The organism is Streptomyces sp. NPDC127068, from assembly GCF_042724695.1.
GTDB lineage: Bacteria > Actinomycetota > Actinomycetes > Streptomycetales > Streptomycetaceae > Streptomyces.
In genome coordinates this window covers 1-25,214 of the sequence record NZ_JBHXEN010000014.1, presented here as the reverse complement: position 1 = coordinate 25,214, position 25,214 = coordinate 1, and the positions used below count along the sequence as shown (strand labels likewise).

21 protein-coding genes and 1 pseudogene are annotated in these 25,214 nt (G+C 69.5%); 7 read left to right on the top strand and 15 right to left on the bottom strand.

Annotated features, from left to right (window positions below; translation table 11 throughout):
* Positions 1–142 precede the first annotated feature (142 nt).
* The 8 genes and pseudogenes from tpiA to uvrC form a co-directional block, all read right to left on the bottom strand.
* On the bottom strand, positions 143–925 hold the full coding sequence (gene tpiA, locus ACFWIA_RS11210) for a triose-phosphate isomerase (RefSeq protein ID WP_387002664.1): 783 nt from the start codon (positions 923–925) through the stop codon (positions 143–145).
* Between the two features lie 7 nt (positions 926–932).
* Positions 933–2,144: a phosphoglycerate kinase gene (locus tag ACFWIA_RS11205; protein WP_387002662.1), complete on the bottom strand. Its 1,212-nt coding sequence runs from the start codon at positions 2,142–2,144 to the stop codon at positions 933–935.
* A gap of 162 nt (positions 2,145–2,306) precedes the next feature.
* Complete coding sequence (gene gap, locus ACFWIA_RS11200) at positions 2,307–3,317, bottom strand: type I glyceraldehyde-3-phosphate dehydrogenase (protein WP_387002660.1); 1,011 nt, start codon at positions 3,315–3,317, stop codon at positions 2,307–2,309.
* A gap of 237 nt (positions 3,318–3,554) precedes the next feature.
* Positions 3,555–6,509 (bottom strand): M14 family zinc carboxypeptidase, encoded by a 2,955-nt coding sequence (locus ACFWIA_RS11195; RefSeq protein ID WP_387002658.1) that lies wholly within the window; start codon positions 6,507–6,509, stop codon positions 3,555–3,557.
* Between the two features lie 164 nt (positions 6,510–6,673).
* Positions 6,674–7,675 (bottom strand): DNA-binding protein WhiA, encoded by a 1,002-nt coding sequence (gene whiA, locus ACFWIA_RS11190; protein WP_387002656.1) that lies wholly within the window; start codon positions 7,673–7,675, stop codon positions 6,674–6,676.
* A complete protein-coding gene (yvcK, locus tag ACFWIA_RS11185) occupies positions 7,666–8,718 on the bottom strand; it encodes a uridine diphosphate-N-acetylglucosamine-binding protein YvcK (RefSeq protein ID WP_387002654.1) in 1,053 nt (350 codons plus the stop codon). Before yvcK ends, whiA begins: the two co-directional genes overlap by 10 nt.
* The gene (gene rapZ / locus ACFWIA_RS11180) at positions 8,715–9,761 is read right to left on the bottom strand and encodes an RNase adapter RapZ (protein WP_387002652.1); all 1,047 of its coding nucleotides are present in this window, start codon (positions 9,759–9,761) and stop codon (positions 8,715–8,717) included. Before rapZ ends, yvcK begins: the two co-directional genes overlap by 4 nt.
* Positions 9,758–11,920: pseudogene (gene uvrC / locus ACFWIA_RS11175) on the bottom strand (excinuclease ABC subunit UvrC); the annotation flags it as partial. The pseudogene uvrC and the gene rapZ, both read right to left, overlap by 4 nt.
* An 88-nt stretch (positions 11,921–12,008) precedes the next feature.
* Here uvrC and ACFWIA_RS11170 point away from each other — a divergent pair.
* The 4 genes from ACFWIA_RS11170 to ACFWIA_RS11155 all read left to right on the top strand — a co-directional run bounded on the left by ACFWIA_RS11170 (position 12,009) and on the right by ACFWIA_RS11155 (position 16,480).
* Positions 12,009–13,646 carry a recombinase family protein gene (locus ACFWIA_RS11170; protein ID WP_387002650.1) on the top strand — a complete coding sequence of 546 codons (1,638 nt, stop codon included), beginning with the start codon at positions 12,009–12,011 and terminating at the stop codon, positions 13,644–13,646.
* A 79-nt stretch (positions 13,647–13,725) separates the two neighbouring features.
* Positions 13,726–14,439, top strand: coding sequence for a hypothetical protein (locus ACFWIA_RS11165; RefSeq protein ID WP_387002648.1), 714 nt, complete (start codon positions 13,726–13,728; stop codon positions 14,437–14,439).
* 703 nt (positions 14,440–15,142) lie between these two features.
* Positions 15,143–15,514: a helix-turn-helix domain-containing protein gene (locus ACFWIA_RS11160; protein WP_387002646.1), complete on the top strand. Its 372-nt coding sequence runs from the start codon at positions 15,143–15,145 to the stop codon at positions 15,512–15,514.
* Positions 15,515–15,583: 69 nt separating this feature from the next.
* Positions 15,584–16,480, top strand: coding sequence for a P22 phage major capsid protein family protein (locus tag ACFWIA_RS11155; protein WP_387002866.1), 897 nt, complete (start codon positions 15,584–15,586; stop codon positions 16,478–16,480).
* 630 nt (positions 16,481–17,110) lie between these two features.
* On the opposite strand, the gene ACFWIA_RS11150 is transcribed toward ACFWIA_RS11155, so the two are convergent.
* The 4 genes from ACFWIA_RS11150 to ACFWIA_RS11135 form a co-directional block, all read right to left on the bottom strand.
* The gene (locus ACFWIA_RS11150; protein ID WP_387002644.1) at positions 17,111–17,773 is read right to left on the bottom strand and encodes a class I SAM-dependent methyltransferase; all 663 of its coding nucleotides are present in this window, start codon (positions 17,771–17,773) and stop codon (positions 17,111–17,113) included.
* An 87-nt stretch (positions 17,774–17,860) separates the two neighbouring features.
* Positions 17,861–18,343, bottom strand: coding sequence for a hypothetical protein (locus ACFWIA_RS11145; RefSeq protein WP_387002643.1), 483 nt, complete (start codon positions 18,341–18,343; stop codon positions 17,861–17,863).
* Positions 18,344–18,688: 345 nt separating this feature from the next.
* A complete protein-coding gene (locus tag ACFWIA_RS11140; RefSeq protein ID WP_387002641.1) occupies positions 18,689–18,823 on the bottom strand; it encodes a hypothetical protein in 135 nt (44 codons plus the stop codon).
* Positions 18,820–19,077, bottom strand: a complete 258-nt coding sequence (locus tag ACFWIA_RS11135) for a hypothetical protein (RefSeq protein WP_387002639.1) — start codon at positions 19,075–19,077, stop codon at positions 18,820–18,822. Before ACFWIA_RS11135 ends, ACFWIA_RS11140 begins: the two co-directional genes overlap by 4 nt.
* Positions 19,078–19,230: 153 nt before the next feature.
* Between ACFWIA_RS11135 and ACFWIA_RS11130 the strand changes: the two genes are divergently transcribed.
* A complete protein-coding gene (locus ACFWIA_RS11130) occupies positions 19,231–20,436 on the top strand; it encodes a helix-turn-helix domain-containing protein (protein ID WP_387002637.1) in 1,206 nt (401 codons plus the stop codon).
* A 297-nt stretch (positions 20,437–20,733) separates the two neighbouring features.
* Here ACFWIA_RS11130 and ACFWIA_RS11125 read toward each other — a convergent pair whose 3' ends face one another.
* Positions 20,734–21,645 carry a hypothetical protein gene (locus ACFWIA_RS11125; RefSeq protein WP_387002865.1) on the bottom strand — a complete coding sequence of 304 codons (912 nt, stop codon included), beginning with the start codon at positions 21,643–21,645 and terminating at the stop codon, positions 20,734–20,736.
* A gap of 5 nt (positions 21,646–21,650) precedes the next feature.
* Complete coding sequence (locus ACFWIA_RS11120; RefSeq protein ID WP_387002635.1) at positions 21,651–22,313, bottom strand: papain-like cysteine protease family protein; 663 nt, start codon at positions 22,311–22,313, stop codon at positions 21,651–21,653.
* A 229-nt stretch (positions 22,314–22,542) separates the two neighbouring features.
* Between ACFWIA_RS11120 and ACFWIA_RS11115 the strand changes: the two genes are divergently transcribed.
* Positions 22,543–23,490 (top strand): hypothetical protein, encoded by a 948-nt coding sequence (locus ACFWIA_RS11115; protein ID WP_387002633.1) that lies wholly within the window; start codon positions 22,543–22,545, stop codon positions 23,488–23,490.
* 106 nt (positions 23,491–23,596) lie between these two features.
* On the opposite strand, the gene ACFWIA_RS11110 is transcribed toward ACFWIA_RS11115, so the two are convergent.
* Positions 23,597–24,028 carry a Rieske 2Fe-2S domain-containing protein gene (locus ACFWIA_RS11110; protein ID WP_387002631.1) on the bottom strand — a complete coding sequence of 144 codons (432 nt, stop codon included), beginning with the start codon at positions 24,026–24,028 and terminating at the stop codon, positions 23,597–23,599.
* A 213-nt stretch (positions 24,029–24,241) separates the two neighbouring features.
* Here ACFWIA_RS11110 and ACFWIA_RS11105 point away from each other — a divergent pair, with 213 nt between their 5' ends.
* Positions 24,242–25,150 (top strand): carbohydrate kinase, encoded by a 909-nt coding sequence (locus ACFWIA_RS11105; RefSeq protein WP_387002629.1) that lies wholly within the window; start codon positions 24,242–24,244, stop codon positions 25,148–25,150.
* The last annotated feature ends 64 nt before the right edge of the window (positions 25,151–25,214 follow it).

Genomic DNA, 25,214 nt, shown 5'->3' with positions numbered 1-25,214 from the left:
TGGACGGCGCGAGGACCGCGGCCGGTCGGACGAGCCGACGGACGTCCGTGCGGGACACCTCCCGGTGCCCGCGCCCAGCGCCCGCTCGCCATACCGGCCAGCGGCCCCCGCAAGGGTACGACGGATCGTCGCTAGCGCCTACTCACGCCCGTTCGAAGCGGACGATCTTGACGAACTCGTCGACGTCGAGCGCGGCTCCCCCGATGAGGGCGCCGTCCACGTCGGGCTGCGCCATGATCGCGGCGACGTTCCCGGACTTCACGGAACCGCCGTACTGGATGCGCACCTGCTCGGCCAGCTCCTTGGAGTAGAGCTCGGCGAGCCGGCCGCGGATCGCCCCGCAGACTTCCTGGGCGTCCTCGGGCGTGGCGACCTCACCGGTGCCGATGGCCCACACCGGCTCGTAGGCGATCACGATCGTCTCGGCCTGCTCGGCGGGCAGGTCCTTGAGCGCCCCGTCGAGCTGGCCGAGGGTGTGCGCGACCTGCTGGCCGGCCTTGCGGACGTCCAGGCCCTCGCCGACGCAGAGGATCGGGGTGAGGCCGTGCTTGAACGCGGCCTTGACCTTGGCGTTGCACTGCTCGTCGGTCTCGCCGTGGTACTGGCGGCGCTCCGAGTGGCCGACGGCGACGTAGGTGCACTTGAGCTTGGCGAGCATCGCGCCGGAGATCTCGCCGGTGTAGGCACCGGACTCGTGCGCGGAGATGTCCTGCGCGCCGTACTTGATCTTCAGCTTGTCGCCGTCGACGAGGGTCTGCACGGACCGCAGGTCGGTGAACGGCGGCAGGACGGCGACCTCGACGGTCTCGTAGTCCTTGTCCGCGAGGGCGAAGGCGAGCTTCTGGACGTGGGCGATGGCCTCAAGGTGGTTGAGGTTCATCTTCCAGTTGCCGGCCATCAGGGGCGTACGGGTCTGCTTCGTCATGGAAGGTTCAGTTCTCCAGTGCGGCGAGGCCGGGGAGCGTCTTGCCCTCAAGGTATTCGAGGGAGGCGCCGCCACCGGTCGAGATGTGTCCGAATGCCTGCTCGTCGAAGCCCAGGATGCGTACGGCCGCGGCGGAGTCTCCGCCGCCGACGACCGTGAAGGCCGAGGAGTCGAGCAGGGCCTGGGCGACCGCTTTGGTGCCCTCGGCGTAGTCGGGGTGCTCGAAGACACCCATGGGGCCGTTCCAGAAGACGGTGGCCGCGTCGGCGAGCTTCGCCGCGTACAGCTCACCCGTCTTCGGGCCGATGTCCAGGCCCTGCTGGTCCGCCGGAATGGCGTCCGCGGCGACCGTGTCGGGGTGGGCGGGGGCCTTGGTCTTCAGGTCGGGGAAGGAGGTGGCGGCCAGCACGTCCACCGGGAGCACGAACTCCACACCGCGCTCGGCGGCCCGCTTGAGGTAGTCCTGGACGGCCGGGACCTGGTCCTCCTGGAGCAGCGAGTTGCCGACCTCGTGGCCCTGGGCCTTGAGGAAGGTGTAGACCATGCCGCCGCCGATGATGATGCGGTCGGCCCGCTCCAGCAGGTGGTCGATCACCCCGAGCTTGTCGGAGACCTTGGCCCCGCCGAGGACGACGGCGTAGGGACGCTGCACGTCCTCGGTGAGCCTCTTGAGGACGCCGACCTCGGTGGCGATGAGGTAGCCGGCGTAGTGCGGCAGTCGGGCCGGGAGGTCGTACACCGAGGCGTGGCGCCGGTGCACCGCGCCGAAGCCGTCGCCCACGTACACGTCGGCGAGGGCGGCGAGACGGTCGGCGAACTCCGCGCGCTCGGCGTCGTCCTTGGAGGTCTCGCCGGGGTTGAAGCGCAGGTTCTCCAGGACGGCGACCTGGCCGGGCTGGAGGCCGTCGACGGCGCCGTGGGCGGCGGGCCCGACGGTGTCCTGGGCGAAGGCGACGGGGGCGCCCAGCAGCTCGCCGAGGCGCTCGGCGGCGGGCAGCAGCGAGAACGCCGGGTCCGGGGCGCCCTTGGGGCGGCCCAGGTGGGAGGCGACGACGACCTTGGCGCCCGCTTCGGCGAGGGCCCGCACGGTGGGCAGGACCGCGCGGATGCGGCCGTCGTCCGTGATGACGCCGTCGGCGAGCGGCACGTTGAGGTCGGCGCGGACGAAGACCCGCTGGTTTTCGACACCCTCGGCGAGGAGTTCGTCGATCGTCTTCATTCAGTGGCTCCTAGGAAGGCTCGCGGGGCGGTGGCGAGGAGCTGCGGGAGTCGCAGGGGGCTCCCGCAGAGCGGTGCGCACGTGACAGGGCCCGGACGGCGCCCCTTCGCGCCGCCCGAGCCCTGTCCTTCACATGAGGGTGCCTGCCGTAGCGGGTACGGGTCAGAGCTGCTCGCCGACGAAGACCGTCAGGTCCACCAGGCGGTTGGAGTAGCCCCACTCGTTGTCGTACCAGCCGAGGATCTTCACCGTGTTGCCCTCCTGGACCATGGTCAGGGAGGAGTCGAAGATGCAGGACGCCGGGTCGCTGACGATGTCGGAGGACACGATCGGGTCCTCGGTGTACGCCAGGATGCCCCGGAGGGAGCCGTCCTCGGACGCCTTCTTGAACGCGGCGTTGACCTCGTCCTTGGTGGTCTCGCGCTGGAGCGTGACGACCAGGTCGGTGGCGGAGCCGGTGGGGACCGGGACGCGCATGGCGATGCCGTCCAGCTTGCCCTTGAGCTGCGGCAGCACCAGGGCGGTGGCCTTGGCGGCGCCGGTCGTCGTCGGGATGATGTTCTCGGCGGCGGCGCGGGCGCGGCGCAGGTCCTTGTGCGGGAAGTCCAGGATGCGCTGGTCGTTCGTGTACGCGTGGACCGTCGTCATCAGGCCCTTGACGATGCCGAAGTTCTCGTCGAGGACCTTCGCCATCGGCGCCACACAGTTGGTGGTGCAGGAGGCGTTGGAGATGACGTGGTGCTGCGCCGGGTCGTACTGGTCCTGGTTGACGCCCATCACGACCGTGATGTCCTCGTCGCTGGCCGGAGCCGAGATGAGGACCTTCTTGGCGCCGCCGGCGATGTGCTTGGCGGCGTCGGCCTTCTTGGTGAAGATGCCGGTCGACTCGATGACGATGTCGACGCCCAGCTCGCCCCAGGGGATGTCGGAGGGGTTGCGCTCGGACAGCACCTTGATGGTGTGGTCACCGACGGTGATCGTGTCGGCGGTGTGCGACACCTCGGCCTTCAGACGGCCCAGGATGGTGTCGTATTTCAGCAAATGAGCAGTGGTCGCGGTGTCACCCAGGTCGTTGACAGCCACGATCTCGATGTCTGCACCCTGCTCCAGCAGCGCGCGGAAGTAGTTACGACCGATGCGGCCAAAGCCGTTGATGCCTACGCGGATCGTCACGAACCGATCTCCTCGTTGGAGCGCCGGGTTTCGACGCCCGGCGAGTTGTATGGGATGTCCCCGACCGCCTCCGACCCTACCTCCCCGGGCCGTCCGGGGTGACATCGAGCCGCCCTTAACACAACGCGGCACGGGCCCGCACCGCGACGGTGCGGGCCCGTGGACCTCCCTGCGGTGCCCGGCGGGCGGCGTCCGGGGCCGGTGGGGGCGCCCCGGACACCGTCCGGCCGGTGCGGCTCAGCGCCGCAGGGCGGCCAGGGCGCGGCCCATCAGCCGGGCGCGTTCGGCTGCGTCCGGCACGTGCTCGAAGCCGAAGCCGAGGAGCACGCTGTCACGCGCGGTGACGGAGGCGTACGAACGGTAGAGCTCGCCGGTGCGGGCCCAGTCGCCGGTGACGGTGGGGCTGCCGACCGGGGACTGACCCACGTCCCACGTGCCGAGGGAGGTCTCGAAGCCCTCGGCGTCCCGCACCTGGCCGCCGACGAGGAGCTGGGCCTGGTCGGCGAAGACGCCCCGTTCGCCGCTGCCCGGGTCGGTGACGTAGGAGAGGGAGAGCTCGACCTTCTTGCCCGCGTAGGCGCTCAGGTCGAAGGCCACCTGCTTCCAGCCGGCGGAGGAGCCGGTGAAGCTGTTCCACTCGCCGGTGCTGCCGGTGCCCGTGCAGGCGCCGGTCCCCCGGGCCAGGTAGTGGCGGAGGAACGGGTGGCCGTTGAGGAAGTACCCGGCCTCGCACTCGGTGGGCACGGCCTTGGAGCTGGCGCCGTTGCGGTCGGGGAGCGTGGTCCAGTCCTCGGCGCCGACGGTGTGCGCCTCCAGCAGGACCTGGTCGTAGCCGTCCTCGACGTTCCAGTTCAGCGCGAGTTGCAGGGCGGGTGCGTCGGCGGCGGTGACCTGGGTGAGGTCGACCGTGCGGGTCAGCCGCTTCCAGTCGTTGTCCGCGTGGACGGCGGAGGCCATGCCCTGCCCGGTGTGCGGCGCGTACGGGTTGGTGAGCCCGGGGTACCCGCCGCCGGAGCCGCTGCGGAACTGCGGGAACCGGTCGGCGGGCAGCGCGTCGGAGGTGACGAGGTAGCGGCCCGCCGCGTCCAGGGGGTTGCCGGGGGCGTCGCCGAGCCCCGCGCCGGCCCCGGCGAGCCGGCCCTCTCCGGCGAAGGAGGTGACGCCCGGGGCGGCCAGCCGCTCGTACGCGCCGAGGTAGTACTGCGCGAAGTCGTTCGAGACGGCGCGGCCCAGTCGGACGTTGCCGCCCGCCCGCTCTCCGGCCTCGACCAGCTTGCCGCCCTCGTTGAGGTAGGCGCGCAGGGCGAGCTGAGTGGCCCCTGAGGGCGTCTGGGCGCCCGTGTAGTGGACGACGACCGGGAAGTGGGCCAGGACCCCCAGGGCGTGCGGCGCGCCCCGTGTGGCGACGTCCCAGACGGTCGCGTCCTTGCCGTTCGCCTTGAGCGCGGCCACGTAGGCGGCCGTCTGCTGGGCGGTGGCGCCCTCCTCGGCGAGCACCAGGACCGAGGACTTCGGACGTTCGGCGACGGTGTACGCGAACGGTTCGCTGGAGACCCGGCCCGTCTTGGTGCGGCCGGTGAACCACACCTCGACCCGGTCGCCGGGGCGGGCGTCCTCGACCTCGGCCCGGTACTCGTCGAAGTACAGGTTGTCCTCGCCGCCGAAGGTCTCGCCGCCCTTCCAGCGGCGCAGGTCCTCGTCGTGCACGCGTCCGCCGTTGATCCGGTACTTCAGCTCCTTGTCCCGGACCGACTTGCGGGCGGTGACGGCGACCTCCTGGTCGCCGCCGCGGGCGAGGGACGTGTCGAAGGCGGCGGGGGTGAAGTCCGGGGCCTCGACGCCGGTCACCGACACGGGACGGTCCGGGTGGGCCGCCGTCTCGGCGACGGCGAGGGCGAACGGCACGTTGGCCGTGAACTCCTCCTGGATCAGCTTCTCGTCGTCCGGGAAGGTGAACACGGAGGCGCAGTCCCGGGCGTTCCACGGGTCGTCGGGGTACCGCGCGGACACCGTCTGGCAGGTGGACATCTCGGGGGTGAACATCGCGATGCCGTTGACGTTGCCGCCGTGCCCGTCGGCCTCGCCGTTGGTGGTGTACAGCTCGGAGGACACCTGGGGGCGGTAGCCGGGGACCGCCGGCTTCTCGGGGGTGCCGGCGAGGGCCTTGTAGAGCACGTCGTCGGGCGTGTCGGTGGCGACCTGCCAGCCGACGCCGTAGAGGATCAGCTCGGCGGCGGAGTGGTAGTTGATGCCGTACTCGAAGCCGATGCGCTTCTGGAAGCGGTCGAGGAACCGGGTCTCGGGCTCGGACATGGGGCCGGCGCCGCGGTAGGTCTCCGAGGAGGGCGCGGGCGACGAACCCTCGTCGTCGTAGCCCCACTTGTAGGCGAAGTTGCGGTTGAGGTCGACGCCGTCGCCCGCGGAGGTCCTGCCGTCGCCGTTGACGTCCCGCAGGTTCTTGCGCCACTGCCGCTGGCCGTCGGCGGCGTGGGTGAAGTCGTACCCGTCGGGGTTGGCGGACAGGACGAACCACAGTTCGGTGGTGTCCACGATCTTCTTGATCCGGCGGTCGGTCTCGTAGCGGTCGAGGTAATGGTGCAGCAGCCGCCGGGTCATCTCGGGGGTGATCCACTCCCGGGCGTGCTGGTTCGACAGGTAGAGCGTGGCGGGCTTGGCGCCGTCCTTGGTGGTGCGGGCGCCCTTGCTGACCTTGACCGCGAGGATGTCCTGTCCGCCCAGGGACTTCCCGATGGAGACGACCTTGGTCAGGTCCGGGTGCGCCTGTCCGGTGCGGACGATCTCCTCCTTCAGCCCGCCCGCTCCGCCGTAGGGGCGGAAGACCCCCTCGCCCGCGGCGGCGACCCGCCTCTCGGTCGCGGCGGACACCTTCCGCTCGGTGACGTCCACGCCCTGGCGCTCCAGCTTCCGGGCCTGGACGTCGGTGAGGTACAGCTCCACGCGTGCGGTTCCCCGGGCGGGCGCCCGCTCGGAGAGTTCGTGCGCGTCCTGCCCGGCCTTCAGGAGCAGGGGTATCTGCTCCTGGGTGACGTCGGCCTCGAACACCTTGACGGCGTCCGCGGCCTCGACGGCGGGCGCGGCGGCCCGCGGTCCGGCCTGGGCGAGGGGCGCGGCGGTGGTGCCGCCGAGGATCAGTGCGCCCATGGCGAGGATCGTTCTCGCTCTTCGTCTCATCAGTCCCCCTTGCGGTGGTCCTGCTCCGGTGTGGGCGCAAGGCTCATGGGACTTCATGATCATGTCAATAGGGCGCTTGGACCGCCCCCGCGCCAGGAAACGCCGCAGGGGGCGTGGACGGTCGGTGAACGACCGTCCACGCCCCCCGGGGGACGACGCTGCCCCTAGCCGACCAGGTTGTCGGCCAGGCTGTCGGCCAGGTCCTCCGTCAGGTTGGACTCGGTGCCGGGAATGCCCAGGTCACAGGCGCGCTTGTCGGCCATCGCCAGCAACCGGCGGATGCGCCCGGCCACCGCGTCCTTGGTCAGCGGCGGATCGGCGAGCGCCCCCAGCTCCTCCAGCGACGCCTGCTTGTGCTCCATCCGCAGCCGGCCGGCCGCGGCGAGGTGCTCGGGCACCTCCTCGCCGAGGATCTCCAGGGCCCGCTGGACCCGTGCGCCCGCGGCCACGGCGGCCCGCGCCGAGCGGCGCAGGTTCGCGTCGTCGAAGTTGGCGAGCCGGTTCGCGGTGGCCCGCACCTCGCGCCGCATCCGCCGCTCCTCCCAGGCGAGGACCGACTCGTGCGCGCCCAACCTGGTCAGCAGGGCCCCGATCGCGTCCCCGTCCCGGACGACCACCCGGTCCACCCCGCGCACCTCACGGGCCTTCGCGGCGATCTGGAGGCGGCGGGCCGCCCCGACCAGGGCGAGCGCGGCCTCGGGTCCCGGGCAGGTGACCTCCAGCGAGGAGGAACGGCCCGGCTCGGTGAGCGAACCGTGTGCGAGGAACGCCCCGCGCCAGGCCGCCTCCGCATCGCAGGTGGCCCCCGAGACCACCTGCGGCGGCAGCCCCCGGATGGGACGGCCCCGGCCGTCCACCAGACCCGTCTGGCGCGCGAGCTGGTCGCCGCCCGCCACCACGCGGACCACGAAGCGGGAACCGCGGCGCAGACCGCCGGGAGCCATCACGATCAGTTCGGAACTGTGGCCGAAGATCTCCAGGATGTCCCGCTTCAGCCGGCGGGCCGCGATCCCCGTGTCCAGCTCCGCCTCGATCACGATGCGTCCGCTGACCAGGTGCAGCCCGCCCGCGAACCGCAGGATCGACGAGACCTCCGCCTTTCTGCAGCAGGTCCGGGTGACGGGGAGCCGGGAAATCTCGTCCTTCACCGCTGCCGTCATCGCCATGGGCCGATCCTTCCATGCATCCGAAAAATACGGTCGTACGCGGCGGCCAACAGCTCCGGATCGTGCCTCGGGCTGCCGTCGGTCCGGGCCACCGGGGCCAGCTCGACCGCGGCACCGAACCCCAGTGCGGCTTCGGCGAGTGACTCGCGGTCGGGCACGGCCGCCTCGTCGGCGAGCACCACGTCCAGGGCGAGTTTAGGGGCGTGTCGTCCCAAAACCTCCAAATGACGTTGCGGAGAGAACCCCTCGGTTTCGCCGGGTTGCGGAGCGATGTTCAGGGCGAGCACCCGGCGGGCCTTGGTCTCGGTGAGCGCGTCCCGCAACTCGGGAACCAGCAGGTGGGGGATGACCGAGGAGAACCAGGAGCCGGGCCCCAGCACCACCCAGTCGGCGTCCAGGACGGCTCCCACCGCCTCCGGCACCGCGGGCGGGTCGTTGGGGACCAGGTGGACCGACTGGACCTCACCGGGGGTGAGGGCGACGGTGGCCTGCCCGCGGACCGTGTCCACGTCCTCGGGGCGCTCCGGGTCATGGCCCCTGACCAGGGCTTCCAGCTCCAGCGGCACCGCCGACATGGGCAGCACCCGACCGTGCGCGCCGAGCAGTTTGCCGACCAGGTCCAGGGCGAGCACGTGGTCGCCCAGCTGCTCCCACAGCGCCACGATCAGCAGGTTGCCGACGGCGTGGCCGTGCATCTCGCCGGCCGAGTGGAAACGGTGCTGGATGACCCGGGCCCAGGTCTGGCCCCAGTCGTCGTCACCGCACAGCGCCGCCAGGGCTTTGCGCAGGTCACCGGGGGGCAGCACGCCCAGTTCATCGCGCAGCCGCCCACTGGAACCGCCGTCGTCGGCGACGGTGACGACGGCCGTCAGATCACCGGTGATGCGGCGCAGACCGGCCAGCGATGCGGACAGTCCCATGCCCCCGCCGAGGGCGACCACCTTGGGCTGCGCACCGCGCCGACGGACCCGTACCGGCTTTTCACCCGGACGGAGGGGGGTGGAACGGCCGGCGCGGCGCAGCCGGAGTGAACGCGCGGTCATTCGCGACCCATGTCCCGGTGCACGACGACGGTCTCGACGCCCTCGGCCGCCAACCGCGCGGCGAGCTTCTCCGACATCGCGACGGAACGGTGCTTGCCGCCGGTGCAGCCGACGGCGATGGTGACGTACCGCTTGCCCTCGCGGCGGTAGCCCGCGGCGATCAGCCGGAGCAGTTCGGCGTACCGGTCGAGGAACTCCTTGGCCCCGGGCTGGTTGAAGACGTAGCCCGCCACCTCCTCGTTGAGCCCGTTGAAGGGGCGCAGCTCGGGCACCCAGTGCGGGTTGGGCAGGAAGCGCATGTCCACGACGAGGTCGGCGTCGACCGGCAGCCCGTACTTGAACCCGAACGACATGACCGTGGCCCGCAGTTCCGGCTCCTCCTCGCCCGCGAACTGGGCGTCCATCTTGGCCCGCAGTTCGTGGACGTTGAGGCTGGAGGTGTCGATCACCAGGTCGGCGTCGCCGCGCAGCTCGCGCAGGAGTTCGCGTTCGGCGGCGATGCCGTCGACGATCCGGCCGTCGCCCTGGAGCGGGTGCGGGCGGCGCACCCCTTCGAAGCGGCGGACCAGGGCGTCGTCGGAGGACTCCAGGAAGACGATGCGCCGGGTGACGTGCTTGGCCTCCAGGTCGGCGAGGGACTCGCGGAGGTTGTCGAAGAAGCGACGGCCCCGGACGTCCACGACGACCGCGATCCGGGCGACGTTGCCCTGGGAGCGGGCGCCCAGCTCGACCATGGTGGGGATCAGGGCGGGCGGCAGGTTGTCGACCACGAACCAGCCGAGGTCCTCCAGGCACTTCGCGGCGGTGGAACGACCCGCCCCGGACATCCCGGAGATGATCACCAGTTCGGGGATGGCCGCCTCGGGGACTCCCGCGGCATCGATCGTCATGCCCGCACCCGCCTGTGCTCCGTCGCTGTCCGGTTCCGTATGTGCACCGTGTCCGTCCTCGTCCCGTGCGGTGGCCCCGGCCGGGGTGTCCGGCCCGGCCGCGGCGCCCGTATCGCGCGTGTCGTGCGCGTCGTGTGCATCCTGGTTCGTCATGGTTCCTGCCCCCGTCGGTTCTCCGAGGTGCCCGCGGATACGGGCTCCTCGTCTTCAATGATCTCTCCGGTCGCCGTGTTCACGGCGGGTGCGGCCGGTGCCGCCCGTGCGAAGGCGGCAGCGATGGACTCGGCCGTCTTGCGACCTATGCCGGGCACCTCGCAGATCTCGTCGATTGTCGCGGACCGGAGCCTCTTGACCGAACCGAAGTGCTTGATGAGGGCTTGCTTGCGGGTCTCCCCCAGACCGGAGACGTCGTCGAGGGGGCTCGCCCGGAAACGTTTGGCGCGTTTGGCCCGCTGGTAGGTGATCGCGAAGCGGTGGGCCTCGTCCCTGACCCGTTGCAGCAGGTACAGGCCCTCGCTGGTGCGCGGCAGGACCACCGGGTCGTCCTCGCCCGGCACCCACACCTCTTCGAGACGCTTGGCCAGCCCGCACACGGCGATGTCGTCGATGCCCAGCTCGTCCAGGGCCCGCTGGGCGGCGTTGACCTGGGGCTGTCCGCCGTCGACCACGACGAGCTGCGGCGGATAGGCGAACCGCCGGGGCCGGCCGTTGTCGTCGGTCGGACCGGTCGGGGTGTCGGGCGTGCCGTCGGCGCGCAGCACGTCGGGCGCGGCTGCGTCCGGGGGGACCGGGACGGCCGCCGCCGCGTCCGGGGCGTCGGGCGTCGGGCCCTCGGTGAGGGACTCGGAGGGGTCGGGTTCCTCGGCGCCCCACTCGCCCGTGCGCTCCTTCTCGGCGAGGTAGCGCTTGAAACGGCGGGTGATCACCTCGTGCATCGAGCGGACGTCGTCCTGCCCCCGGCCGTGCCAGAGCTGGGTGTCACCGGCGCGGCCCTTGATCTGGAACCGGCGGTACTCGCTCTTGCGGGCGAGCCCGTCCTCGAAGACGACCATGGACGCGACCACGTCGTCGCCCTGGAGGTGGGAGACGTCGTAACACTCGATGCGCAGCGGGGCGCTGTCCAGTTCGAGAGCGGCGGCGATCTCCTCCAGGGCCCGGGAGCGCGTGGTGAGGTCGGAGGCGCGCTTCGTCTTGTGCAGGACGAGGGACTGCTGGGCGTTGCGGGCGACGGTCTCCATCAGCGCCTTCTTGTCGCCGCGCTGGGGCACCCGCAGGGAGACGCCGGCGCCGCGGCGACCGGTCAGCCACTCCTGGACGGGCTCGGCCGGCTCCGGCAGCGCGGGGACCAGCACCTCCTTGGGCACCGCGTCGCCGCTCTCCTCGCCGTAGAGCTGCTGGAGGGCGTGCTCCACCAGGTCACCCGTGGTGACGGCCTCGACCTTGTCGGTGATCCAACCGCGCTGACCGCGCACCCGGCCGCCGCGCACGTGGAAGATCTGCACGGCCGCTTCCAACTCGTCCTCGGCGAGGGCGATCAGATCGGCGTCGGTGGCGTCGGCGAGGACGACGGCGCTCTTCTCCATCGCCGTGCGCAGCGCTTGGACGTCGTCGCGCAGCCGGGCGGCCCGCTCGTACTCCATCTCCTCGGCCGCTTCCTGCATCCGCTCTTCCAGCCGGCGGATGTAGGTGCCGGTGCGGCCGGCCATGAAGTCGCAGAACTCGTCGGCGAGTTCGCGGTGTTCCTCGGGGGTGACCCGGCCGACGCAGGGCGCGGAGCACTTGCCGATGTAGCCGAGGAGGCAGGGGCGGCCGGTGCGGGCGGCGTTCTTGAAGACGCCCGCCGAACAGGTCCGCACGGGGAAGACCCGCAGCAGCAGGTCGACGGTGTCGCGGATGGCCCAGGCGTGCCCGTAGGGGCCGAAGTAGCGCACGCCCTTGCGTTTCTGGCCGCGCATCACCTGGACCCGGGGGAAGTCCTCGTTCATCGTGACCGCGAGGTACGGGTAGCTCTTGTCGTCGCGGTACTTGACGTTGAACCGGGGGTCGAACTCCTTGATCCAGGAGTACTCCAGTTGGAGCGCCTCGACCTCCGTGGACACGACCGTCCACTCCACGGAGGCGGCCGTGGTGACCATCGTGCGGGTGCGCGGGTGCATGCCCGCGACGTCCTGGAAGTAGTTCGCGAGCCGCTGGCGCAGGCTCTTCGCCTTGCCGACGTAGATCACCCGACGGTGTTCGTCCCGGAACTTGTAGACCCCCGGCGAGTCGGGGATCTGTCCCGGCTTGGGGCGGTAGCTGGAGGGGTCCACTACGAAGATCACCACACTCGTTCGGGTTACTCTGGATGACTGCTGGATGAGTCGGGTGGGGACCTGGGAACACGAAGGGGCACCCCCGACCATGAGGGTACTTGCGGTCAAGCGGATCAGCCGCGACACCGAAACATCAGACGCGCTTGCCGCACAGGACGAGCGGCTGACGCGCGCCATCGGTGAGGGCGGCCACGTGGCCGTAGGCATGGTCGAGGACGCGACTGTGTCGGGCGCGATCAACCTTGACGAGCGTCCGAAGCTGGGCCAGTGGATGCGCTCCCCTCGTTGGGAACAGTGGGACGCGATCATGGTCACCACCCTGGACCGGATCACCCGGAACCAGTACCACTGGGAGGTCTTCGCCGAGCGCTGCCACCAGGCCGGTAAGGAGATCATCTGTCTCGATGATCCCGCCCTGGACATCCACACGCCCACGGGCCGGATGATCGCCTACGTCAAGGCTACTCAGGCGCAGGAGTACCGGGCCGCCATCGTCACGAAGCGGCTGATCCAAGTCGAGCAGTTCCGCCAGCACGACCTTTGGCCGGGCGGCCTGTGGCCGTTCGGCTACCGCGCGCTCCCCTTCATATACAGCGACGGCAAGCGTCGGCGGCGGCTGTTTCTGGACCCCGTCACGTCCAAGCTGATCCGGGAGGCTTACGACCGGCTGGTCAACCGTGGTCACAGGCTTTCGGAGATCGCGCGGGACTGGAACATGCGCGACGTACTCACAGCCAAGGACTATCAGGCGCACGTCAATGCTCTTGAGGGTCGCGACGAAAAGATGACCGAGGTCAAGGGTTATCAGTGGCAGCACAATAATCTCAAGGTCGTTCTGTCCAAGCCTTCTCTCATGGGCTACGCCATGCACAAGGGTGAGATTCGGATGCGGGACGGTTTGCCAGTGCAGTGGGCTGACCCGATTCTCACCCCAGAGGAGTTCGCAAAGCTCCAGGATGTTTTGAATGCGAAGCGAGGAACCGTAGCGAAGGCGATTTCCAATCCGCTCCGGGAAACCATCTACTGCCCGTGCGGCGAGCACATGAACTCCGACTCAAGCGACAGCAAGACAGGGAAGCGGTACCACTACATGAAGTGCCGCACTCACAGCACCTACAAGAAATGCCGCTTCCGCATCGGCTGGCCGATCGAGTTTGTGCGCACCTCTGTCGAAGCATCCTACATGGATCTTCTGGGGGATCAGGAGATCACCACGAAAGAGTTCGTCCCCGGGAAGGACAACAGGCCGCAGATCGCGCAACTGACGCAGGCGATATCCAACCTCTCAGCAACTCTCGGATCTTTCGAACCCGGTTCCGTCGCCTGGACGCAGACCGTAGAGACCATGAAGCGTCACGAAGAAAACCTGAAAAAGCTGGAAGCCGATCCCGTCGTGGATGCCTATTGGGAAGTCACGGGAACCGGCGAGACCTACCGCGACTGGTGGAACAGGGAACAAGACTGGTACAAGCGCGGCGAGCTTCTGCGCAACTCAGGAATCCGCATCTATTTCGGCGGGTCCCCCAAGAGCCCCTGCGTTCCGATCGTCCACACCTGGATACCCGAGGACCTTACCGCCCGAGCGGGTGACGTCCTCTCCGGGACGATAGAGCCCGGATTCGCGGAAGAGGCGAGCGAGGCGGCGCGGGAGGTTTCCCTTTCGGAGATCCGTCCGCAGTGGGACAGGTTCTGGAGCGAGAACAAGGAAGCCGCGCTCGCCGCCTGATCAGAATCTCAAGACGGGAAGAATCAGATAGGGGCCCCCGCCCAAATGCGGGGGCCCCTTCGCCATTAAAGGAGGAACGGTGTCGTACGCTGGTTGGGCCACCCAGGATATTTACCCACTCGCCAGAAGGGTTGCCGAGAAAGCGGCCCGGGACTGGCAGGGTCTGGTCTTGGGGCCGGATGATCTCTGTCATGAACTGATGGAGAAAATAGTCAAGTTGGAGAGGTCCGGTCGGCTCGTCAAAGAGTTGATCTCCTACGGCTGGCCAGTTGCTGGCCGCACCTATCAGGACCCGAAAGAGCGCGAACGGAAGGCATGGGAAAAGGCGCTCAGGTCATGGGGCGGCGGGATCTGCTCCGAGGTTCATTTCCGTGAGCGGGACTCGATGAGGTTCGCCGGTGGTATCCCTCTGGGGCCGGACGGGTTCAAGGAGGTCCGGGAGGAGTACCGGAAGCGCCGTATCCAGTTGGATGAGTACACCCCGGAAGAGATCATGGCCAACGAGTGTTCCCAGCCGTGGCACAAGTACGCGCATGCCGCGCTCTGCCACCTGGGGACGACGAGTCAGGGGTACCGGACCGCCATCGGCAAGTACGCCCGGGGGGAGGCCGTGGACGGCTCGTACGCCGCCCGCGCCTTCAAGGCGCTTCACCGCCGGATGATCCGGGAATTCCGAATGGCCGAAGCCGATCACCGAGAGAAGAGTGTCCGGGTGGGCCGTACGGTCATCGCCAACGGCGCTGCCCGGAAGATCACCGGCGACGACTACAACGGACCGCACTTCAGGCGGTGACCTCTCTTGCTCCGCCCCCGCTGGCTTCGACTGGCGGGGGCATCGCCGTCTCTGCGTGCCGCTCTCAAGCCCTCGTGACCCTTCCCGGCATCCGGGTGTCCCTGGAGTGCGGCGGGGCGCGTACGGGGCTTTGGCCCCGGGCCGGAAGGGGGCCATCCAGGGCGTGACCCACTTCACACGAACTGGGTTGTCACAGGATCGGGGAACCGGACTGGGTACGTGACGGGTGAGGGGAAAGAAACCCTCTAGGGACACCAGCGGCGGAAGTCGGTCGTTGGTGGTGGCTCTGACCTGAGACGGTCAACCAGCGATTCGGCGAGACTCTAACGCCTGCCTTACCCGGATACCTTCCTGTGAGACACAGAAGGACACCAGAGATCATCTTTTGAGAGATGATCCCTCATAGGGGCGTAAGCCCCCTCCGTGTGTCCTTTTGTGAGGCAGTCAGGGGCAGCCCTGAAGCTGCCCTGAGTGGTTAGTTCTCAAGGCAGCCTTCAAAGGCTGCCTCTATAGGCGACTACCTCAGCCGGAGATCACCAGAGCCCACCCCGTGCCGGCCTGGGGCTCGAATATCGCTTCCAAGGTAACTGGTAGCCGCCCCTTGAAGGCGGCTTCTGAGGTACTGCCATGGCCCGCCTAGACGGGCCTTTTTTCATTTACCCACCATCCTCCGCCCTCCAGAGGCGGAGAGACAGGAGACCCCATGGTCAACCTCACCCCTTTCCGGAACCGCCGCACCGAGCTTGGCCTGACCTATCAGGAAGTGGCCGCCCGCTGTGGCCGCGCCGAGTCCACCGCGTACCGATGGCTCAACGGCGATTCTGAGATGTCTGTCCGTGACGTCATCGATCTTGGCCATGCGCTTCTGATCCCGTACCCGGACCTTGTCGAGAACCTGAAGGGCAGCGTTGAGGCGCGCGCTCTGACGGCCGAGTACCACCGCGTGACCCATGACCGCACCGGCACCATCCGGAACGCCTCAGAGGCCGACACAGCGCGTTCGGTGTTCGAGTACCGCCGTGCCAAGCCCAGCCACGCCGAGACCTCTCAGGTCGCGTTCTCCGACGCGGCCTGACCCGCAAACCCCCTCCCCTTCCCAGCAGTTCCCCTTGAACCCCTTTAGGAGTAATTCCGAGTGACCACCATGCGCGACGCCGTCGCCAACAACAGCTTCGCCACGTCCCAGATGGTGGCCGGTGTCGCTGTCGAGATCCTCAAGGCCGAGCTGGTTCTCGGCAAGACCGTATTCCGTGACGCTGAGTCAGACTTTCAGGGAGGCCACGGCTCCAACGTCCGCATCCGTGTCCCAAAGGCCATCGCCCCGAAGAAGTTTGAGGGCTCCATGGACAAGATCGCTCAGTCCATTTCTGAGCAGACCGTTTCCCTCACGCTGGACACCTACGCCGCGAACCCCGTGGACCTTGATGCCTATGACATGGCGCTGAATATCCATGACTTCGCAACACAGGTCGTCGCGCCGCAGACAACCGGCCTTGCCGAGTACATCGAGGAGGCCATCGGCGCGGCCTTTCAGAGGAAGATCGACGCCACCACGGCCGCGCCCGGCGCACTGGTGATCGATCCGGCCAAGCCCCGGCATGCGATCACCTCGGCCGGTGCGATTCTCGACAAGGCCCGCGCGACCGGCGGGGCCCGATGGCTTGTCGTTGACCCGGATATCAAGAAGATCCTTCTTGACGACCCCAACCTTTCCCAGGTGGCCGACTCCGGCGACTCCGGCGACGCACTCCGTGAAGCGATCATCGGAAAGCTGCACGGCTTCAATGTCGTCATGTCTCCATTCGTCAAGGGTGCGATGGCCTATACAGGCCACGCGTACGCGGTAGCGATCAAGGCCCCAAATGTTCCGATGGGCCTTGTCGGTAAGTCGCTGACGGATGACGACGGGCAGGGCTACGCAATGACCTGGCACATGTCGTACAACCCGGATTCCGACAAGGAACGCTCGACCTGTAAGACATTCATCGGTGTCACGGAGATTGATCCGGTCCGGTCGGTCGGCCTCAAGCTGGCGGCCTGATGGATTCGGGACGGGTCCGCATCCGGAGATGCCCTACCGGTAATTACCGGATCGAGCGGGAGCGGGAAAGATCGATCGGACGGTATGACCCAACCTCCGGCGACATTCCCCCGGAAGTCGAGAAGGAAATGGAACGCGAATTCATGCGTACCAGAATCCTGGACCTGGCATCCCAGTTCCAGGGATCCAAATATCCTCGGCACCTGATTTGACACATAGATCGGATTGAGGGGTAGCCGCAGGCGCAGACAGACAGTTGTCCACGCCTGCGCCTGCGGCACCCGACCGCACCACCACAGGCACCAACGAGCCGTGCCGCCGAGAGGCGGCACGGCACATGCTGCGAGAGCGCAAGAACGCAACACGAAAAGACTTCAGCGACACGAACAAGCACGAAAGAAACAAATTCTTCCGACGCTTCAATTCGTCTCGGATCGCTCGCAGAGTCGTGGAAAAATTTCACAAGAATTCGGCGGGGATGGGAGGGGGATCCCCCCTGGGTTACTCTCTTCCTGACCGGGGCGTCATAGAGGCCCCCATCCTGTACGGGTCCAGGAGGGTGAAACAATCACTCGACTACGGAATGCATTCAATGAGGATGGGGTGCCGGCCTCGAATTTGCGTCGCTTTTCAGGCGGCTACAGCACGGCCGATCAGGGTTCCGATGTGACCTTGCGTCGGGGCTTCCAATTCACGCACTTTCGCTTCCTGAAACCCGGCCTTGAGCAAGAGACTTTCCCATTTCCGGAGCGTATAGCTATAGCGGTACGTGTACATCGCCTTGCCCGCAAACCCGCCCTTGTACATTCCCTGCGGCCCGTATGCGCCGGGAATGGCCGGAGGGTGCGCGAAGACGAGCACACCGCCCGGATTCAACCGACTGGCGATCAGAGGAAGCAGCTTGGCCGGATCAGTGAACCAAACAGCGCCGAACATCGAATAGACGGCGTCATAGGTCTCCGTCGTTTCGGCCAGATACGAAAGAACTTCCGCACACACGAACTGGACCCCCATGGGGCCCCACCGTTCCGTGGTGTTCGCCACCATGACCGGAGACATATCAACCCCGGTCGCCTTGATCCCCTGCTGAGCGAGGTACGCCAGGGCACGGCCGGTACCGCAGCCGACTTCGAGGACGGATTCCGGCGAGCCGAGGAGTTCGGGCCCCGGCCCGTGCCCCGCGTACTGCGTCCACCGGAAAACGGGCTCCGACTCGAACACGTCCTTCCGGGTGCTCTCGGCGTAGGTGTCCCAGAGTTCGCGTTCACTGTCGAGGTTGTGGCGTGCGGGCAACGTAGCTTCCTTCACGTGTCGGAGGTACGGCAGTGCTGCGCCCCCACCCCCTGAAGAGGGGGTGGGGGCAGGAACTGTAGCGCTGGTTCAGTGGCTGTCGGGGACCTTGTCGTTGCACGGCGAGCAGTCGGACGCGTCAGTAGCCCACAGCTCGTCATCGACCGTGAACCCGGCCGCCCGGATCAGCTCGGCCGTCCGCGCCACCACACCGTCACGACGCCGCTCGATCAGCGGGGCATGGTGCTTGTACCGGCCGCCGTTGTGCGCGTCGCACAGGGCGAAGTACAGGGGCGTGTCGAGGATGAGCTGATGAACCCCGATGTCCACGGTGTACCCGACGCCCATGTCGGTGCCGGGGTTCTCCATCGCGGTGACGACGTACGCGATGCCCTGGCCGAGAATGCGCTCCGCGAGACTGCGCACGGCCACGCTGTCCCGCAGCAGGAGACGAACCTCCCGCTCCCACAGGTCGGCCACCCCCACATCGGCCACGAGGTGGGGAACGCGCTCTTCCAGCGCGTTCAGGATGGTGCGCGGATCACGCGTCCGCGTCTCGATTGCTGTGCTCATCGTGCAAGACCTCCATGGTGTGGAGTGGTTCACTGCACTTGCGTGGAACCCGCCTCCCGCAGGAGCCGGGACGGCCGCACCGTCACGCCCGGCCGTCCTGAATGGCGATCCTGTGGGGGGCGGGGAACTGCCCCCGGTTCCGGCAGGGGGAAAATTCGCTCAGACCTGGCCGGGTGAGACGGGCAGATCTGAGGCCGGAACCGGGGTGTCGTGCCCCAGGCCCTCAGCCAGCGGGGGAACACTGCGGACGGGTGTCCGACTGAGAGCCCGGGAGTTGCACCGGACTCAGCAGAGCGCGTCTGGACGCCACGCTGCCGGCCCGGAGAATCAGGTGGTTCCCGCCCGCTAGGGGCTGTCGGTGAGCTTCAGGACCACGGTCATGACCAGCGCGAGGCACGACCCCCAGGTGAGCAGGGCCAGCACGCCGCCCCAGAACATGCCGTCGTCGGTGAACTTCCGCCCCTTCGGAACGCGGCTCACCGCGTGGCCCCGAACCGGTAGCGCCCCAGCTTGGCAAGACCCGTTGCGTTCGCGTGGTGCCGCGCCAGCGCTTGGAGCTGGATCTTCTCCCGGCTGTTGGCCACCCGCACCCCCAGGTCGCATGCCTCCCAGCTCAACCCGGACGGACGTTTCAGGATGACCTTGTGACCGTGCTGCTTGTCCACGAACCCGACCATCTGCGCCCGCTTGTCGAACACGGCGGTGCCCGGCTCCCACGTCAGTAACTGCGTCATCACTTCCGCCCTGTCATCCGCGACTGGCCCTGTGCATAGTCAACGCCGCTGGTTCCGGCGGAACTTGCACACGGATTGCACAGAGCCCGTGCGGGTACCCGAAGTACCTGTGACCATGGATCCAGCGATGACTCCGCGAGGAAGACTGAGCCCATGAGCGCTACCGATGAGCCCGAGAGCACGACAGAGCTTGCGCCCGGCGAGAACCTGGCAGTGCTCCGAAAAGAGCGCGGTCTGACACAGGTGCAGTTGGCCAGACGGGCGAACGTCTCGCTCTCCCTGCTGTCCAAGATCGAAGTTGGAGACCGGACCCTGACGCCCGCCGTCGCCGCCGCAGTGGGCAAGCCTATGGGGCTGACCATGGCGGAAGTGCTGGGGAAGGCCGCTGTGGCCAAGGGTAAGAAACGCTCTCTGACGCACTTGCGCGCCGCCCTGCGGGACTATGACCTTCCAGGCTTGGAGTCGGTCCCTGTGGGGCAGCTCAGCACCGACATGGAGCAGGCGCACAAGCACCGGAAGCAGATGAACGTGTCCCAGCTCTTGGGAGTGCTCCCCAAGCTGCTCAGGGACGCCACGACGCACGCACACACAACCAACACGGCTGAGGCATGGACAGACCTCTCAGAGGTCTACAGCACCGTCTATTGGGTCGCCGCGCGGCACCGCTGGATGGACATGGCAGAGCTGGCCGTGACGCGCCAGAGGTGGGCCGTGGAACAGCACCCCACGCCCATCGGGGTCGCCGTCGCCGCACGGGACCGGGCGGGGACCTATCTGAACTTCGGGGACGTCGAACGGGGGCTGACCCTCATCGACCGCGCGATCATCGACGCTCAGCAAGCACTCAGTGGCACGGATCGGGACATCGCCGTGTGCATCTTGAACCTTCGCGGGATGACCCTCGCGGGCAGGCTCAAGGACAAGCGGGAAGCGAAGCGGGAGGCTGAGCGGCACATCCGTTCTGCCGTGGCCACCTCCGACACCATGGGCAACCGCGACCGTGACGTACTGGGGCTCACAGTCGGCCCTCAGAACGTCTTCACGCACCGTCTGGCCACCTATGTGGACCTGGGCAAGCCCAGGGACGCCCTGAGCCTCACAGACGACCTGTCGGCCGCCCTGGACGGCCTCCCGCCGACCCGGGTAGCGCCGACCCATATCAACGTCGCGCGGGCGCAGCTTGACGTTGGAGACCGGGACGGAGCCCTGAAGAGCCTGAGCGTCGCGTGGGACGTGGCCCCGCAGATGGCACGCATCCACCCCATGGGGCGGGAAGTGTTCCGCGTCGTGTCGTCCCTGCACCGCCGCAGCAACCCGGAGCTGACCAGGCTGTCCAAGCTGTCCGGCATCGGGCTGTGATCAGACCCCGGATAGAATTCCGGTGATCTTGTACGCAGACGGGTCTGCCATGTCTCACACCCTACTGGCGGGCACTGACGATCGTGCCGCGGACCAGGGCGGTCGACGGGTGCGCGGGCCGGGCGCGACACGGGGTCGTCCGTGCCGCGCCCGGCTGCCCCGGGCCCTGGGGCCCGACCCGGTGCGCTCGCGGGGTGAGTGGTCTCGCGAGGACACCGGGGGTCGGGGGCGTGGTGCCCCGGGCGGCGGGCGCCCGGAGCGGACCCGGGGCCGCACGGCGGTGCGGCCCCGGGTGGTTCAGCTGCCCGGGTGCCCGGCCCAGCGGCGCAGGGCGGTGCCGGCCCACAGCAGCAGGGCGAGCAGGCCCACGCCGGCCGCGCCGGCGCCGACCGCGACCGGCACGCTCAGGGCGCCGTCCGGCTCGGTCGCCCGGGTCGCGGGCGTGTCGTGGGCGGCCGGTCCGTGCGCCCGTTCGGCGCCCGGGGCGGCCTCGGCCGGTCCGTACCCGCCCGCCTTGCCGGACTTCGCGTAGCCCGAACCGCGCAGCTTGTCGCCGTAGGCGCTCCGCACGTGCGTGCGGTACTCGGCGAGGGTCGCGCCGTCGGCGCCCACCGCACGGCGCGCCTCCCCGTCGAGGGGCACCACGCGGGCGCCCCGCTGCACGTACCAGGCGCCGATCTGGGGCTCCTGGAAGACGGTTCCGCCGGGCAGCTTCCGCTCGCCCAGGGCCGCGTACCGGATCTCGTCGTCGCCGGTCGCGATGTTCACGACCTGCCAGCGGCCCTCGTGCCGGGCCGTCCACAGGGAGGCGGTGCGGCCGTCCGCGGCGACCGCCCGGCTGGCGTGGAACACCGGGACGGCGACCGGGGCGCCCGGCTTGCCCGCGACGAAGTCGGGGGACAGGTGGTGCACCGGCACCGCACCGTCCTCGACGCGCGGTGCGCCGGTGGCGGACGCCCGTGCGTCGGGCGCGCCGGGCGGACGGGTCTGGCCGCCGTCCTGGGCGAAGAACCGGGTGAGGGTGTCGAGCGTGCCGGCGCTGCCGGCCGCCTTGTCGGCCGCCGCGCTGGCCGCCGGGTCGGTGGCCGGGGGTGCGTCGGCGGTGGCCGCGGGGGCGGCGAGGACGGTGAGCAGGGCCGCCGCGCCGAGGGTGAGCGCGGCCCGGGGCAGGGTCCCGGCGGCGGTCTGGTGTCGTGTGGTGGATCGCACCGGTCTCACGCCCCGATCCGGTAGAGGGAGTGGGTCCAGCTGAAGGTGGAGTTGTTGACGTACCAGTTGTGGGAGGCCCAGCTGTAGCGCTGGCTGCTCGGCCAGGGGTCACCCCAGTAGACCCAGCTGCCCGAGTCGTCGTAGCCGTACAGGACGTGCATGTGGCCGCCGCCGGACGACCACTGGATGCGGGTCTCCACGGGCCGGTTGGCGTTGATCTCGGTCTGGAGCGTGGGGTAGCGCAGCCAGCCGTTGACGTACGAGCCGGGGTTGACGCCGGTCCAGCGCAACCCGGTCTGCACATCGCCCAGGGTGGCCTGGGAGTTGGGGCACTGGGAGCTCTGCGAGCGGCCGAAGGCGGCGTTGCAGAACTGGTTCTGCGAGTACGAGCGGCCGTACCAGGCGGCGATCGTGTTGCCGGCGGCGGCCCAGCACCAGTTGGTCTTCTGCTGGGCCTGCATGGTGATGTCCAGCCGCTTGGTGGCGAGGGCCGAGACGTCACCGGGAGCGGCCCGGCCGTCGGCGGCCGCCGCGGCAGCGGTCGGCGTGGTGGGCGGCGCCGCCTGGGCGACGGGCGCGGTGAGTGCCGCCAGGGCCGCGGCGGCGACGGTCACCGCGAGCAGTGCTGACCGTCGCGGTGGGGTGGTGTGAGGGTTTCTCTTGCGCATCGCGTTCCTCCCACTGGGGGGATGGGTGAGCGGAGGAGCGCGTCCGGACGCTGGGGTTGAGCATCAGGTGTTGTCCAGTGCAGGTCAACACGCTTCAATGCGGGGGCACACGGGTCCGTGAACGGGGGCGCACCCGTGTGAACGCGTCGGGGAGGACGGCCAGGTCAGCCCCGGCACCGGTACCGGCGACCGGTCGGGCCGTTGTGGACATTCACAGAAGGGCCCCTGGATGCGGCACGGCACACCTCCGGCACAGGCTCCCGCCGAGGACCTCGAAACGGCGTTGAAGGCAGGTCCCTTCCACACCGCCCTGCGGGCCGCGATCGCCGCGCGCAGCCTCTCCCTCCAGCGGGTGCAGCACCATCTGGCCCGGCTCGGCGTGCACGTGGGGGTGACGAGTCTGAGCTACTGGCAACAGGGCGCCCGGCGCCCGCAGCGCGCCGAGTCGCTCCGGGCGGTCCGTGCCCTGGAGGAGGTCCTGCACCTGCCCGAGGAGTCCCTGATCCGGCTCCTCGCCCAGCCCGAGGGCACCAAGGGCTCCGGGCGCCCCGCGGCGCGGACGTACCGTTCCCTGGTGGAGGCCTCGGACGTGCTGGAACAGCTCCTCGGGGAGTTGGAGTCGCCGCTCGACGGCGGACTGCACACCGTCGGGCACCACGAGCGGGTGCACATCGGCACCCGTCGCGAACTGTTGGGCCGCGAGTCGCACCAGATCGTGCGCGCGCACAAGGACGGGGTCGACCGGTACGTGGCCATCCACCACGGCGACCCCGGCTGCGCCCCCGACCGGGTCGTCGTCCGGGCGCTGGAGAACTGCCGGACCGGCCGGGTGCGTTGGCACGGCGGCACCGGGGTGCTGGTGGCGGAGTTCCTGTTCGACACCGTGCTGCGGGGCGGTGACACCCATCTGTTCCGCTACGCCTTCGAGGACGGCACGGCGGGCACCTCGCAGGAGTACGTGCGCGGCTTCAGCTTCGCCGGGGGGCAGTACCTGCTCCAGGTGAGCTTCGCGGAGGAGGCGCTGCCGGTGCGCTGCCACCGGTTCACCCAGAACTCCGCGGCGGCACCGCGCTGCGGGCGCCGGGAGCTGTTGTTGAGCGGGCGCCACCGTTCGGTGCACTTCGTGGAACCGCAGGTGCGGGCGGGACTGCTGGGGATCACCTGGGACTGGGGCTGATCGGGCCCGGCCGTGCCACGGCCCGGGTGCTCAAGCCCCGGGTGCTCAAGCCCGGGGTGCTCAAGCCCGGGGTGCTCAAGCCCGGGGTGCTCAGGCGTCGGGGTGCTCAGGCTTCGGCGGGGCCGGCGACCAGTCGGCCGCCCTCGACCCGGACCGGCACCTCGGGCAGCGGCACGGTCGCGGGGCGTTCCAGCACCTCGCCCGTGGTGGCGTCGAAGCGGCTGCCGTGACAGGAGCAGATCAGGGTCGTCCCCTCCAGCTTGTTCATGGGGCACCCGGCGTGGGTGCACACGCTGCCGTAGGCGGTGAGACCGCCGTCCTCGGCCCGGGTGACGACCACCTTCTGCTCCTCGAACAGCTTGGTGGTGCCCTTCGCCACCTCGCCCTCGGGCCCCAGCTCCACCGGGGCCGTGGGGGTCGCGCTGGCGGCCCGTCGGTTCCCCTCGGTGGAGCAGCCGGCGAGACCGAGTCCGACCACCGGAACGGCGGCCGCCCCTTGGAGCAGGGCGCGGCGGCTCGGAGTCGAGTGGGCAGACATGACGTCTCCATGTGTTCGTGCAGGTCAACGGAGTCCGGCTGGCCCCGGGGGCCGCTGACGACCCTACCGGCCGCGGTTCCGGCGACCGGGCAGGGGTGGCACGGACGCCGTGACCGGGCAGCTGGGGCAGCCGTTGCCGGGGCGGGAGGGGCGCCGGGCCGTCCGCGTACGCTGCGGTGCGGGACGCGCCGGAACCGTAGAAGGGACCCGTACGTGATCGTCGTCGCCGGAGAGGCCCTGATCGACCTGGTGCCGGAGCGGGAGGGGCCGCTGGCCCCGCTGGGTCCCCGGCCCGGCGGCGGCCCGTACAACACCGCGGTGGCCCTGGGGCGGCTCGGCTCCCCCACCGCGTTCCTGTCCCGGCTGAGCACCGACGGCTACGGTCAGGCCCTGCTCGACGGATTGCGCGGGGCGGACGTGGACGTGTCGCACGTCCAGCGGGGGCCGGAGCCGACGACGCTGGCCCTGGCCACGGTGGGCGCGGACGGTTCCGCCGGGTACGCGTTCTACGTGGACGGCACCGCCGACCGGCTCTTCACCGCACCCGCGGGGCTGCCCGAAGGGACGCGGGCGGTGTCCTTCGGCACCTGCTCGCTCGTCCTGGAGCCGGGGGCCAGCGCCTACGAGGAGTTGCTGCACGGGTCCGCCGGTCCCGGCGTCCTGACCGTCCTGGACCCGAACGTCCGCCCCGCCCTCGTCCCGGACGCCGAGGCCCACCGGGCGCGGTTCCGGTCCTGGCTGCCCTCCGTGGACCTGCTGAAACTCTCGGTCGAGGACGCGCAGTGGCTGGGCGGCACGCCGCGGGAGTGGTTGGCGGCGGGCCCCGCGGCGGTGGTGCTGACCCGGGGGGCGGCCGGGCTGTCCGTGTACACCCGGGAGGCCGGCGCACTCGCGGTTCCTGCCGTACCGGTGCGGGTGGTCGACACGATCGGCGCGGGCGACACCGTCACCGCGGCGCTGCTCCACCGGCTGACCGCGCACGGGGCGCTGTCCGCCGGGGCACTGTCCGGGCTGCCCCGGCCCGTCTGGACGGACGTCCTGGGCTTCGCGGCCCGGGCGGCGGCGGCCACCTGTGCGCACCGGGGCGCCCGGTCCCCGCGGGCCTGCGAACTGGCCTCCTGAACGCCTCGGGGCCCCCCCCGGCACGGTGGGGGGGCCGTGGGGGGGTTGGCTGCCCGCCTGCGGC

What these genes read in the sequence shown, in the direction of transcription:
- ACFWIA_RS11160 (WP_387002646.1), top strand. Translation starts at nt 15,143, where the DNA reads ATGGTCAACCTCACCCCTTTCCGGAACCGCCGCACCGAGCTTGGCCTG.
- ACFWIA_RS11205 (WP_387002662.1), bottom strand. Translation starts at nt 2,144, where the DNA reads ATGAAGACGATCGACGAACTCCTCGCCGAGGGTGTCGAAAACCAGCGG.
- ACFWIA_RS11195 (WP_387002658.1), bottom strand. Translation starts at nt 6,509, where the DNA reads ATGAGACGAAGAGCGAGAACGATCCTCGCCATGGGCGCACTGATCCTC.
- tpiA (WP_387002664.1), bottom strand. Translation starts at nt 925, where the DNA reads ATGACGAAGCAGACCCGTACGCCCCTGATGGCCGGCAACTGGAAGATG.
- ACFWIA_RS11120 (WP_387002635.1), bottom strand. Translation starts at nt 22,313, where the DNA reads ATGCGCAAGAGAAACCCTCACACCACCCCACCGCGACGGTCAGCACTG.
- whiA (WP_387002656.1), bottom strand. Translation starts at nt 7,675, where the DNA reads ATGGCGATGACGGCAGCGGTGAAGGACGAGATTTCCCGGCTCCCCGTC.
- ACFWIA_RS11145 (WP_387002643.1), bottom strand. Translation starts at nt 18,343, where the DNA reads ATGAGCACAGCAATCGAGACGCGGACGCGTGATCCGCGCACCATCCTG.
- ACFWIA_RS11135 (WP_387002639.1), bottom strand. Translation starts at nt 19,077, where the DNA reads ATGACGCAGTTACTGACGTGGGAGCCGGGCACCGCCGTGTTCGACAAG.
- rapZ (WP_387002652.1), bottom strand. Translation starts at nt 9,761, where the DNA reads ATGACGAACCAGGATGCACACGACGCGCACGACACGCGCGATACGGGC.
- ACFWIA_RS11115 (WP_387002633.1), top strand. Translation starts at nt 22,543, where the DNA reads ATGCGGCACGGCACACCTCCGGCACAGGCTCCCGCCGAGGACCTCGAA.
- yvcK (WP_387002654.1), bottom strand. Translation starts at nt 8,718, where the DNA reads ATGACCGCGCGTTCACTCCGGCTGCGCCGCGCCGGCCGTTCCACCCCC.
- ACFWIA_RS11170 (WP_387002650.1), top strand. Translation starts at nt 12,009, where the DNA reads ATGAGGGTACTTGCGGTCAAGCGGATCAGCCGCGACACCGAAACATCA.
- ACFWIA_RS11110 (WP_387002631.1), bottom strand. Translation starts at nt 24,028, where the DNA reads ATGTCTGCCCACTCGACTCCGAGCCGCCGCGCCCTGCTCCAAGGGGCG.
- ACFWIA_RS11155 (WP_387002866.1), top strand. Translation starts at nt 15,584, where the DNA reads ATGCGCGACGCCGTCGCCAACAACAGCTTCGCCACGTCCCAGATGGTG.
- ACFWIA_RS11130 (WP_387002637.1), top strand. Translation starts at nt 19,231, where the DNA reads ATGAGCGCTACCGATGAGCCCGAGAGCACGACAGAGCTTGCGCCCGGC.